The following is a 12,805-nucleotide window of genomic DNA, read 5'->3' as shown; positions in this document are numbered from 1 at the left end:
CTTTTCTCTTACGCTCAGTTAATCATTCAGCGATATACTTCCAAATAGAACAACAATTTTTGATTCCGGAGGTATGTACATTGAAAAGCCATCATGCTATGAAATGGAATGCTCTACTACTCAGCGCGGCTGTTGCGATCACAGCAGTGCCCTGGCAGGTCAACGCTGAACCCGTATCTGCCCAGCTACAGACGGCCCAGGCCGCATTTACCATTTTACCTATCGACCGTGCTCAGATTCTCGCAGGCCAAAAGCTGGATTTCCGGGTTGAGCTGAACGGTGCCAAGCTGAATTCGAAAGACATTAAAATCCAGGTTAATGGTTTGTCACCGGACAAATACTTCGGCAAGTCCGGAACATGGACAACCAGCACCGACCTGAGTACAGAATACACCATACGGGATGTTGCCTTCAAAGAGAGCGATTCCATTGTGGTAACCGCCGAGACAACTGCTACAGGCAAGCGTACATATTCACGGGTCGTATACCAAGTGTTCGATCCTTCCAAAGACACAGCCACACTGACAAACGGTGAGCAAGCCAAAAATGTCGTTCTGATGATCGGCGATGGCATGAGTGCCAATATTCGTACCGCCGCACGTGTTGTATCCAAGGGTATTAACGAAGGCAAATTCAAGGGTTGGCTGGAGATGGAACAAATGGACGCCATGGGCATGGTCACCACGTCTGGCATGGATTCCATCGTTACCGATTCCGCCAATAGTGCTTCCGCTTATGCAACCGGTCACAAAACAGCTGTAAATGCCGAGGGTGTCTACCCAGACAATACACCAGACCCTTTTGACGATCCGAAGGTGGAAAACATCGTTGAGCTGGTGAAACGGACACGTGGCATGGCTACCGGCCTTGTAACGACTGCGGATGTGACAGATGCGACACCTGCTGCGATGGCTGTACATACACGTAAGCGCGGAGAGCAAGAAGCGATCGCCGGCATGTATCTGAATGAAGCCAATCGACCGGATGTAATTCTGGGCGGTGGACTGGAGTGGTTCCTTCCAGCAGCTGATGGCGGAAAACGCAAAGATGGACGCAATATTGTGGAGGAGTTCAAAAAAGAAGGATATACCTATGTTACAGATGCAACGAATCTGGACAAGTCTGCCTCTACCAAATCATTGCTTGGATTATTCCGCAAAGGCAACATGAACGTATATTATGACCGGGAGTATACTCAACCTAACAATGCAGAAATTGTGGGCAAGGATACCGATCAGCCAACGTTGATGGAAATGACCGACACAGCCCTTCAGGTGCTGGAACAGAACAAGAATGGATTTTTCCTGATGGTTGAAGGCGCATCAATTGATAAACAGGCTCACACGATGGATTTTGAACGTTCCGTATGGGATGCAATTGAATTCGATCAAACGGTTGGTCGGGTTAAGGAATATGCGAAGAAACACCCGGATACGCTCGTTATCGTCACATCCGACCATGGTCATTCCCTTACCCTCAACGGAACGTATAACACGGAAGCCGCCAAAGGTAAATCGGGCGACGAACTCCGTGAATTGATCGGCACATATGCTGATTCCAAGTTCCCGACGTATGTGGATGCAAACGGAGATGGCTTCCCGGATAATCCGGATTCCGAGTGGAAGATTGCTGTCGGCTGGGGCAATATGCCGGATAACAACGAGGACTATCTTGCTAATCCGGTACCAATCAGCCCTACCATTCAGGACCCTAACGTCAAAGACAAAACATGGTATATCGCTAACCCGGACAAAGATCCGGACGGTGTTCACTACACGGGTAACTTGCCTCATGATGAAGGCCAGGAAGTCCACACATTCGACGATGTGCCAATCAATGCCTCGGGACCAGGGTCCCGTCTGTTCTCCGGCTATCTCGATAATACGGATGTGTTCCGTAAGATGGTAACTGCATTGAAGTTGGATGCGTCCAAGTAGCACAACGGTGAACTAACAAAAGAGTATCCTAGCTCATGCTCAGGCATGGCGGGATACTCTTTTTTCATGATTTTATGGATAATAAGGATTAGCTAGCACGTTTACTTAACGCTTTGCTCTACTGCTTCTACTGATTTTATTCTGTTTCTGATGCCAACTTATTCTCTATAGGATCACTACGTTCCCATTAACGGTGTCCCAGCGCCACGGCGTGTCTTCCCCTTTGCCAATCTGAAGACCGCCAATCCAAGATGTATCATGTCTTAATAGTGCCCAATCTGCTTCTCCGTTCAGCACCTGAATACCGAGTTCGGTCAAAGACAAGACACCGTGACGGAATTCATCGTGATGCTGCTGGAAGTTAGGAAAAGCTTGTACACCGCTTAATTGAAGTAAAGCATGAGGTTCCTCCGTCATTCTCTTCAGATGAGCCCAGTACTCCAGATCACCCATTCCCAAGATATGCAGTTGATCTCCAACATGCTTGAATAATGGATAAGGGCTATCCACGCCCTCTCTTACGGCCTCCAGTGTGGATTGCTCAATTATGCCCAGTCCGTTCGATACAGAAGGAAGACGGGACAAGTGTGCCTTGAATGCAGCATCTGCAAAAGGAAGCACCGATGTATTTTTCAGCAAGTAGTCCTTGTGATCCTGAATGTCAGAGGATGCATACGCACCCCAAAAATCGCTGCCAGCCTTGATTTCCTCTGCCCCCATCACATGCCAGGTACCTGATAAACGTCCGATCTGTGAGGGTGTAAGTTGCCCAAGTCCCCGAAAATGTTCAATATCTGGATAGGCATCGATGCATAACAGATTCAGCTTTGTATTTTTCAGGTCCTGTTCCTTGAAATAGTGCAGCAAATACGATAACATCGCCTGATCATAGAGGTCATACTCAAACCACAGGACGATCTCTTCGTGCTGATGGAATGACTTAAGCGTCTGCTCAAGTTCCTTAATTTTCAAATATTCAGTCTGTGGGATACCCAAGTGCTGCTCCAAATATTGTGCACGTCCACTTCGATCTTTCTCATTCCTCATATTTCTTGTTATCGGTCCAAATGTATAGAGCTCTCGACAGACCAGAATTTCACCTTGAATCCCGCTTTGTCTTAATCGATCTGCCGCATGGTCACCATTCATAATGTGAAGCATCCCTTTTCCTCCTTCGTATAGATCACTAAATACTGAAATCACATCCGCCACAGGCAATGAACGTCTGAGCCTGGATCTGGCATCATACAACCGTTTCTTTAGAGCCGGAACATTAACCCCGAGGAATTCCGACATTTCCTTGAGCGAGTAGCCCTGAAAATAAAACAGTTCAACAGCAAGCTGCATGGAAGTTGGCAAAATGGAAATCGAATCTCGCAGGAGACGATGCACCTCTCCTTTCAAAGCCTGTTCTTCAGGGTTATGAGTCTGATCCTCTTCTTGAATAACATCCTGAATCTCCAGGACCGGGACGGTGCCATGCTGCTTACGCCTCATTAAACGGTAACACTGTCTCTCCACGATGACTTTGAACCACCCGGGAAAAGCATCAGGGTTGTCCAGTTTGGACAAATTCACAAAGGCCTCCGTGAACGCCTCTTGTACTACATCTTCGGCCAGGAATGTATCCCCTAATTTTTGATAGGCTACAGCCAGTGCCATCCCGCGAAATTGCGTCACCAGCTGTTCATATGCCTCGGCTTCGCCCTTGATTGCTCCATCGATCCATATCTTCAATATGTTTTGCTCCTTCCTGTGCGCTTGCTGCTTGATGTATTTATCTTTAAGTGCCCTGATTTGAGAAAAAGGTTACTTCTGCTTATGTTTAATTTTCTATTTGATTATGCTCTTTATCATCATATAGGAAAAGCTGCCCCGTTTGCGGAATAACATCCGCAATCGAGACAGCCTCTGTATGGCCGTATTATATTATGTTCTTTTTTTCCTACAGATTAACGTCTGCTCGGTTGTTGCGGATAGTTTCCGATCACACCTGGATATTGATACAACAACGGCTCATCGAATGTAGCGTAGTCGAAATTGACCATCAGAAGCATGATCCGTTTTCCGCTGTTCGGGTCACTGATGATGATATGGTCACGACCAGCGGCTTCCAGAATGCCTTGGAAAATGCGGGCATTCCACTCTTTGTTACCTTCGTATGTCATGTAGAATGTTCCACATTTACCCAGGTTAAGCCGTAAAATATTTTCGATGTAGGATTGTTCAAACTGTGGCGCAGTTGTGGTTACAACTCCACCCGTAGGTGTCATTGGAGCACCGCTTGATACGAGCGGAGGTACGCCTGTGGAGCTAGGTGAAACCATGCCTGGTGTTGGGGACATCATCGGCATCCCGTTACCGATTTTATATGATGTTCCTTGGACTTGCGAATTGGCCTGTTGGCCCATAACCTGTGTTGGTTGATAAGGCTGGTTAATCATAATGATTCCTCCCAAAATTTAATATACGGTTGGACAGTCTTCGCCTGTCGGACTGAAGAAACAATGCGCCTTGAAGCGGCCTGTATTTTGCTGGTCATACCAGGTTGGCGGACATTCTCCCACCGGACGGAAAAACCACAGGGAGTTGCTGGCTGGCCAGAAGCGTTCACCATTAATGACACGCTGTGCCAAGCGTATTTCCGATTGTCTTGCCCGTTGGTAGAAATATCCTTTTTGCGTTGATTCGAAGCCACCCGGGTTCTGAAACACCATTCGATTAATGTCCCGAATATCACCGAAATCCAAGCAATCGCCGAGCACCCGGTTTACCCCCACATTGCCTACAAGCAGCATGCCTTGTTCGCCGTCACCTTCAGCCTCCGCTCTCATCAGTCTAGCGAGCAGCTTGACGTCTTCCGAGTTGGCTTTAATAACAGCCATATCCTGTTTCCTCCCTTGTTGAACCTCTTCATCACCGTATATCGTATTGTGCAGATGCCCATTCGGTGACACGATTTTATCTTTTCTCATAAAAAAAGCCCGGAACCTCACCCTATGTGAAGTCCCGAGACATAACATTTCCTATATAACCTGCCTATTCAGGGCTTGGCTTGAATCCAGTAATCGTAAGCATGTACGATATTGCCTTTGTAGGCTTTATACTCACTTAACAGATCGGGAAGCAGTGCCAGCTGGCGTTCCATCTCCGCTGCTCCCTTATCATAAAATGAAATATGTCTACCTTCAAAATTCTCTTTCATCTCCACCGAGATCAACAGTGGTTTACCCAAACGATCCGCAATTTTCATTTCCTGACTGACGACGTCGGCAATTCCATTGGAGCCTTCAGCGATGTTACGGAATGCCATCAGAGATATGTGATCCAGTGTTGTGATCATGTATTCACTGACAGACATGTCTCTTCCTGGTAACGGGAACGTATCCAGCCAAACGGCCAGATCGGCACTCGTTTCGAGATCGCTGTCCTTTTTCGTCTCTTCATGGAAATAAGCAATATTGGCAGCCCATTCGGTCAGCAGCGTATCCCGATCATTTTCCCATTCAGGTAAGGTGTATGGTTCAATATCGAGATGGATTCCCTTAAAACGTTCATCCGGTTCAGATTCGGCGTTATAATTTTTCACATAATCGATCAAGCGCTGTATCCGTGGCCGATTTTCCTTTTTACCCCAGATTGGATGGCCGCCCATGGCATGAACCTCAATACCTTGAGCCTGTGCGCGTTTCACAAAACTGCGATAACTGGAGTACGGTTGATCCAAATCAAGCCGGACGTATAACCAATTGATGTTTTGCTCTTTGGCGAACTCCAGAATGTGATCTCCACCGTCATTCGTAACTTGAGAAGCCTGCCAGATATAGGTTCCCCGGATTTCCGGTTGATTGGATGGATTCTCCGGTAATGGTACTTCCTCTGGCTCCAGCTGCCCCCAGTACACGATGTCATGCACAGCTGAACCTGCGTAGGAAGCATGATCTGTGAATGCAGACGCCACTTCCTTTATGACACTCTCCAATTGCGCAGCGCCTTTTCCGGCAAACGTCGTGAACTCTTCCCCAGGCATAGGCTTGGTATTTACCCCAACGGTAATAGAACCATTTCTGGCGTCAGCCCATATCATTTCCTGTTCTACCAAACGTATAATTCCATTGTTTCCTTGCGCGCTGTCACGGTAAGCGAGCAGCGTAATATGATCAAATTGTCCAATAAACCAGTGTGACAACGACTCGTTATCCGCATCGTCAGTGGTTCTGCTACCTGTCACCGTGTAAGAATCAAGCCAAAAAGGCAAGTCAACATTCACTTCAACCGCCCCAGCCTGTTTCACCTGTTCCAGCAAGAGCTTCATATTGACAACCCAGGATTGGACCAGCGGCTTAGCATCTTCTTTCCACTGTGGCAGTACATAAGGTTTGATATCCAGGTGAAGGGCGTCAAATCGCTCTTCCGGCTTTGCAGCGAGGTTATAATTACTTACCCAGGACGCCAGTTTGAGCATTGGACCTTCACGACCACTCACTGCCCATGACGGATCTCCACCCAGAGCTTCAACCGCAATTCCAGCCTTGCTGGCTTTGGATATAAACGTATGATAGACATCCTCTGACAGATTCATATCCACATTCACATACAGTCTGTTAATCTTATGTTTAGCTGCATTGTCCAGCAGCTCGTTTCCTCCATCACTGACAGATTTGGCCTGCCATACCCAGGCTGCTCTTATATCTGCGTCAGCCTCAGCAGTAGATTCAAAGCCTGTCATTATAATCCCTCCAATCAGCAGTAATAGCCAAAACACTTTCCGGGATGAGTTCCCGAACATATTCTCCCTCCATTCCTGTACTGTGGTAAAATCACATTTATTATAGCAACCGAGTTACCAAAAACAAATAAGCCCAAGTGCTTAACTTGGGCTTATTTCTGCTATGTTTTCAAAAGTTTACAATTGACCGGAGAAATCCCGGTACTAGTCCTCATATATCATTTTTCGGGTCATGCCCCCGTCAATAATCAGGTTGGTCCCTGTGACAAAGGTATTGCTCGGATCGGACAAATATAAACAAGCGCGGGAGATATCCGAAGGAACACCTACACGTCCTGCCGGGTGCTGTTCATGGTCCTCTGGCTTCAATTTCTCCACATTTCCTGTCTCAATCCATCCCGGACTGATACAATTGACCCGAATTTTGTCTTTACCCAAGGATACGGCCATCGCATGTGTCAGCGCCACGATAGCTCCCTTGGACGCAGCATAGGCCTCTGTTTCCGGCTCTGACATCAACGCACGTGTTGAGGCCATGTTCACAATTGCTCCACCATTTTCGTTGTGCTTCATATGTTTGGCCGCTTCACGGCTTGCGAGAAAGCAACTTCGCACATTGGTATTGAGTATATCGTCCCACTCTTCCAGCGTTAGGTCATAGGGAGACTTCCACCTGGAGACACCCGCATTGTTTATGAGCACATCAATCTGTTTGAATTCATCCATTGTCGTTTGAATGAGGTTTGTTATATCCTTCTCTTGACGTACATCACACTGGACAAAAATCGCTTCTCCGCCTTCATTGCGAATCGAAGCTGCCGCAGCAGCCCCTTCCGCTTCCTGATAGTCGGCAAGTACGACTTTAGCCCCTGCAACCGCATAGGCCTCAGCTACACTTCGTCCGATTCCTTGGGCTGCTCCCGTTACAACCACGACTTGATCTGTAAATGACATCATCATTTCCTCCTCTATTGGGATGGTCCATTCATTACATAAGCCTACATCAACTCACCGAATATGGACCATAAATTGAATAAAGTCTCTTCTTATATAAAAACACGTTAGCCCCATTAAGAAACGCTTGTCCATAAAAGAAATTAAAAAAAGCTTACGCCACTATGGCGCAAGCCAGCCGGTTTATCCGCGTACACGCTCTGAATACAAACGATTGTAGCGTTCAAAGCCTACATAACGCGTTCCCTTGAAAGAGAGTCGACCTTCATCTCCCTCGGCGCACAAGCCGTACTCATCACCATTCACCTTGAATTCGAGACGATCCCCGCTCTCCACTTCAAATGTGATGTAATAAAGCGTACGGGCTGTACTTCCTGGTTCGGAGTGCGACTGACTCATCTGCATTCTCCTGCTGGTAATCCGTGAAGGTACGGTAAGCAGAGGCTCTGAGTTATTACGACCCCATCTCCATACTTCTTTCCCTACCGACAGAAGAACGATACCTATAATCAGGACAAATACTACCGGAAAGACGGTTCCAAAAAAATCAAACATCCAGGATGATTCAATGCCCATGTCTCTCCCCTCCGTTCATCAAACCTAGGACAGCCGGAGTCTTGACCCGTCTTCTGTAATATATATGCACGTTAACAGGGAACTTGTTATTCGTATTCAAATCCAATATGTATTAACATATCAATCGTCCTAATCAAATCCTAGGCACCAACTGGGATAGCGCCTTGATGAATGAACGTTATCCCAGTTGAGGTACCCTACCCCCTCTCTATGCTAATTGAGTAATAACCAGATGTGCCGAAACTGGCCTTGTTCCTCCTGCGAGCGGAGTCATGGTTAATGCCGTTGATTCTCCAGCTGGATTGCGTACAGTGAGTATTGTATTAATTACTGTTGTTTGCACGATAGCCATTCCTGGCATCTGACTTGTACCTGTTGCCCGCCCCACAACTGAATTGGAGAGGTCAGCGCCATTAAGTGTTAACATAAGTTGCCCAGCTTCATTCATACTCCCCTGAAACAAAACCAGATACGTACCGATCGCAGCCAAATTAAATGTACTCGGTCCTGTACGAGTAATTGTAGTCCCACTTGTAGGTCCATCTTGCGGAAAACTTACATCCGTGCCCGGAGCAACCGTTGCAGCATTGTCTGGAGGCATCAGCGCAAAGAAATCAGCAAATCCCAGAACCCCTCCGGCTGCTCCTGTAGCGCCAGTAACACCCGTTGGTCCAGCTACACCAGCTACTCCCGTGGTTCCGGTGACCCCCGTTGGACCTGCTACACCAGCTGCGCCTGTCGCTCCGGTAGGCCCCGCTGGACCTGCCACTCCAGCTGCGCCTGTCACTCCGGTAGGCCCCGCTGGACCCGCCACTCCTGTAACACCCGTGGCTCCCGTGGCACCTGCTGGACCTGCCACTCCAGCTGCGCCCGTGGCCCCAGTCGCACCGGGAAAGCCTTGCGGTCCAATAGCGCCAGCTGGGCCAGGCACACCCTGAGGTCCTTGTGGACCCACAAGTCCTTGTTCCCCAGGAATACCCTGCACGCCCATCGGTCCGGCTGGACCAGCCAGCCCCTGTGGACCCATGGCTCCCGCTGGTCCAGGTTGACCTTGAGGACCTTGTGGACCTGGAGGGCCTCCGGCCGGACCCTGAGCTCCAGGTGGCCCTTGCACCCCTTGCACCCCTTGCTGTCCTTGAATTCCCTGTGCGCCCTGAGTACCTTGTGGTCCTGTTGGACCAGTGACCGTAGGCGTAATAATTTTCACTTTAGGCGGCGGACATTTTACCTGAACTAATTTTTTAGTCACCTTCACTTTGCAATTTTTTCTTTTAGATTTGCAGGGATATACCGTTACCTTTTTCCTCTTAGATCGCTTCTTCTCTTCTGAACTGCTCATCGTGTGGACACCTCCCTATAGACATAGTTTAACGTACGTATGTGGTTAGTTTGGTGTATGGACGAAAAACCATATTCAACTAAACTACAACCTATATTTAGGAAAAAGAGGCTATTAACATCGTAGATTAGCCCGATTATAGATGACTAAAATTAAAAAAAGGCTCTGATCGTAATAGTATATAGTTTTGATTTATTATGTTTTGACCAATTATGTATCTTTCTCTTATAAATCTCTTTCGTGATTTTGATTCCATAATCAAGAGGAAATCCGCTCAAAAAAGAAACATCCCCGCTTGGAGATGTTTCCTAACAATCGGACTGTCATATTCAGAACATTTGACACTTTTTCTATGAGTCTAAGCGTACATCAGATCCATGAATCCGCGAGTGACTTCTTCACCATCCGCTTGCTCCGGTTCATCTGCCTGTGCGTGCTTCGCCATGCAGGCTTTGACTTCTTCCTCAGTGGTACAACGGTTGGCATCATCACATGTGTAGCATAATTGGAGCATGTATCTGGTTAACTCGTCCGCCTGCGTGAATTGAGCTTGTTCATTCGTTCTCATGTTCATCACTCCCATCTCTTCTTGAATTCAATATAACATCATTTGAAGGGATTTATTGTGATTTAATTCACAAAGTAATTAAAATGAAAAGAAACCCGTAGGTTCCCTTTCTTAAGACGTTTTATTCGAACGCAATTATAGTACTTTCCAACGCACACCGCCGTCTACGGTTTGCAGCAACAGTGATCTTTTGGCATCTGTATTTTCGACCAAAATCCAGCCTAGTTTCGAAGAAACCATTTGGAGCTTGACGATCTCAGGGTACTCTTTAAGAATGTTTTCCAGTACTTCACTTGTAGGAAGTGCTTTCCAAGTCTTGCCGGCATCTTTCGTGTAATAAGTCTTGCCTTTCTGCATGATCCAGCCTTCCAAGGGATTTAGAAATGTAGGAGTCAGACCGCGATTGATTCCGGTTTGTTTATTCAGACTGAACGTTGATAACTGCCAGCTCTCTCCGCCATTTGTTGTGAAAAACCCGTTGAATTTGGTGCTTTCCCCTTGAGAACAGGATATTGACATCCAGGCAGTTTGAGCTTCCCGTCCAAAAAACTGTGGCGAGCTGATGTTAAAATTACCACATCCGTTAAATTTGTTTCGGTCAAAGAATGACGGGCCCGACTTCCAATGTTGGCCACCGTCCGCTGTAACGTACAATTTCGGCGTACCGAACTCTAGAGCGGTCAAGAACCCGTGATCCGAGTCCGAGAACGTCATCCCAGTTGAATAACCCCGTGTAGGGATCTCTGCAGATGCTGGTTTACCATCTTCGTCACTCGAAGTCATCTGATTCCAGGTAATACCGCCATCTTCGGTAAGATACAATTTCTTGTCTTGCTTGCCAATGGAAGTATCCACTGTTGTCAGTATCCAGCCTTTCTCAGGAGAAACAAATGTAATGGCCGTCACTTTATCCGTCTTCGATAAGGAGGACAGACTCCAACTCGCTCCACCATTATTCGTGCGCAGCACCATCGTATCTGTTCCACCCATTCCTTCACGAACAATCCATCCATGTGTACTATCTACAAAATAAATGCTTTGTCCATATTGCGGATTAGCCGGAAACTGAACATTTTCCGAAGGTGAGATGTTAGTCCAGGTACTTCCCTGATCCTGAGTATAATACAGACGCAGGGCGTTCCGCGTCACTCCCCACGCTAATCCACCGTTACCATTAAGCAACTGGAAATCGGTTAAACGGGTCTGAATTTGATATTTGGCTGTATCCGCAGCTTGTGTACTGTTTGCGGGAGGAACAACAGTTAATGTCTGGCCCATATTCCCGTTATCTTCTTGCTCCTGCGGCGGTTCTGCCACCGGGGTCTCTCCCGAATCGGTGCAAGCCGCCAGCATAGCAGCTATACCGATAGACAGCAATGCTGTCTGCGCGATTTTGATCCATTGCGAACGCAAGTGGTTTCCACCTCTCTCATCCAATAAGCAGGCGCGCATGCCTGTCCATTCATGTTGTTTTTACGATTCATCTGAATCCACTGCTCCTATTCTACCACAAACGATGTCGAAAAGGTTCATCTCCACTCTCTGGAAGCAGACAGCGATCATTTTACTGCATCTGTTTCTTGTATAAAACATAAACCAGGTTTTCGACGAAATCCTCCGTAAAAAGACATGAAATGTGAAAAAGTTTATAGACATGGCTCGCTTTTCGCACGCTTATCCCTTAATATGGATGGAAGTATACCCCAAAAAGGAGAGGATATGAAAATGGTAAACAGTGCAGCGCTCAAACCAAGTCGTGTCGTTATTGTAGGCATGGGTGCGGTGGGAACAACAACGGGATACACGCTGATGTTAAGACAGCGTTCGTCCGAGTTGGTATTTGTGGATGTGAATCATGATAAGGCTACCGGCGAAATGCTGGATATGAACCACGGTCTCCCATTTACCGGAGGCGTTAAAGTATGGGCAGGCGATTACTCCGACTGCAAAGACGCAGACATCATTATTATTACTGCAGGTGCTTCCCAAAAACCAGGAGAGACTCGCATTGATCTACTGAAGAAAAATGCAAGCATTTTCAAAGAGATCATTGAACGTATAACTGAGGTTAATTCCCATGGTATTCTTTTGATTGCAACGAACCCTGTAGATATTTTGTCCTATACTTCTTGGAAACAAAGCGGTTGGCCCGCTTCACGCGTAATTGGTTCTGGTACTTTGCTGGACAGCGCACGTTTCCGTTACCTTATTGGTAAAAACAAAGGAATTGATCCACGCAGTATTCACGCTCATATTATCGGGGAGCATGGCGATTCCGAAGTACCGGTATGGAGTCTCGCCAACGTTGCAGGAACGAATCTGGATCTGGATGAAGAAACACAACAAGATATCTTCGACCGGACCAAAAATGCAGCTTATGAGATTATTAATGCCAAAGGTGCCACTTCCTATGCAATTGCGCTCGCTTTGGACCGTATTGTGGCTGCCATTCTGGGCAATGAAGGCTCCGTACTGAACGTTTCCACATTGCTGGAAGACTACAATGGCGTATCCGATGTATATCTGGGTGTTCCATGTGTAGTTGATCGCAACGGTGTGCGCGAGATTCTGCCACTTCCTTTGAATGAGACGGAGAAAGTCGCTTTCCAAGCCTCTGCCAACAAATTGAAGGAACAGATTGCCGGACTGGAGTAAATCCAATTCCAGGCATGTTGACTAATCACGTTATTTTATAATGAGTA

At 47.1% G+C, this 12,805-nt stretch carries 11 protein-coding genes; 2 read left to right on the top strand and 9 right to left on the bottom strand.

All coding sequences use genetic code 11. The features are described 5' to 3' along the window. The first annotated feature begins 80 nt into the window (after nucleotides 1–80). A complete protein-coding gene (locus BUA17_RS05770) occupies nucleotides 81–1,937 on the top strand; it encodes an alkaline phosphatase (RefSeq protein WP_211754037.1) in 1,857 nt (618 codons plus the stop codon). Between the two features lie 165 nt (nucleotides 1,938–2,102). Here BUA17_RS05770 and BUA17_RS05765 read toward each other — a convergent pair whose 3' ends face one another. From BUA17_RS05765 to BUA17_RS05725, 9 genes are all read right to left on the bottom strand, one after another. After that, entirely contained in the window at nucleotides 2,103–3,674 is a 1,572-nt protein-coding gene (locus BUA17_RS05765) for a sigma-70 family RNA polymerase sigma factor (RefSeq protein ID WP_072732889.1), read from the bottom strand. 215 nt (nucleotides 3,675–3,889) lie between these two features. Beyond that, nucleotides 3,890–4,291 (bottom strand): spore coat protein GerQ, encoded by a 402-nt coding sequence (gerQ, locus tag BUA17_RS05760; protein WP_231952753.1) that lies wholly within the window; start codon nucleotides 4,289–4,291, stop codon nucleotides 3,890–3,892. 108 nt (nucleotides 4,292–4,399) lie between these two features. Continuing rightward, on the bottom strand, nucleotides 4,400–4,822 hold the full coding sequence (locus BUA17_RS05755; RefSeq protein WP_063563952.1) for a cell wall hydrolase: 423 nt from the start codon (nucleotides 4,820–4,822) through the stop codon (nucleotides 4,400–4,402). 158 nt (nucleotides 4,823–4,980) lie between these two features. Beyond that, on the bottom strand, nucleotides 4,981–6,666 hold the full coding sequence (locus tag BUA17_RS05750) for a hypothetical protein (protein ID WP_244552078.1): 1,686 nt from the start codon (nucleotides 6,664–6,666) through the stop codon (nucleotides 4,981–4,983). Between the two features lie 204 nt (nucleotides 6,667–6,870). Further along, entirely contained in the window at nucleotides 6,871–7,620 is a 750-nt protein-coding gene (locus BUA17_RS05745; RefSeq protein ID WP_063563954.1) for an SDR family NAD(P)-dependent oxidoreductase, read from the bottom strand. Nucleotides 7,621–7,803: 183 nt separating this feature from the next. Then, a complete protein-coding gene (locus BUA17_RS05740) occupies nucleotides 7,804–8,196 on the bottom strand; it encodes a DUF2500 domain-containing protein (RefSeq protein WP_062319566.1) in 393 nt (130 codons plus the stop codon). A 208-nt stretch (nucleotides 8,197–8,404) separates the two neighbouring features. Next, nucleotides 8,405–9,535 (bottom strand): collagen-like protein, encoded by a 1,131-nt coding sequence (locus BUA17_RS05735; RefSeq protein WP_072732887.1) that lies wholly within the window; start codon nucleotides 9,533–9,535, stop codon nucleotides 8,405–8,407. Nucleotides 9,536–9,893: 358 nt separating this feature from the next. Then, complete coding sequence (locus tag BUA17_RS05730) at nucleotides 9,894–10,103, bottom strand: hypothetical protein (RefSeq protein WP_063564961.1); 210 nt, start codon at nucleotides 10,101–10,103, stop codon at nucleotides 9,894–9,896. A 135-nt stretch (nucleotides 10,104–10,238) separates the two neighbouring features. Continuing rightward, on the bottom strand, nucleotides 10,239–11,516 hold the full coding sequence (locus BUA17_RS05725) for a VPS10 domain-containing protein (RefSeq protein ID WP_083584590.1): 1,278 nt from the start codon (nucleotides 11,514–11,516) through the stop codon (nucleotides 10,239–10,241). Between the two features lie 312 nt (nucleotides 11,517–11,828). Between BUA17_RS05725 and BUA17_RS05720 the strand changes: the two genes are divergently transcribed. Further along, on the top strand, nucleotides 11,829–12,758 hold the full coding sequence (locus BUA17_RS05720; protein WP_063564963.1) for an L-lactate dehydrogenase: 930 nt from the start codon (nucleotides 11,829–11,831) through the stop codon (nucleotides 12,756–12,758). The last annotated feature ends 47 nt before the right edge of the window (nucleotides 12,759–12,805 follow it).

Source organism: Paenibacillus sp. ov031 (assembly GCF_900143165.1).
Lineage (GTDB): Bacteria > Bacillota > Bacilli > Paenibacillales > Paenibacillaceae > Paenibacillus > Paenibacillus marchantiae.
This window is presented reverse-complemented; position numbering and strand designations above follow the sequence as displayed.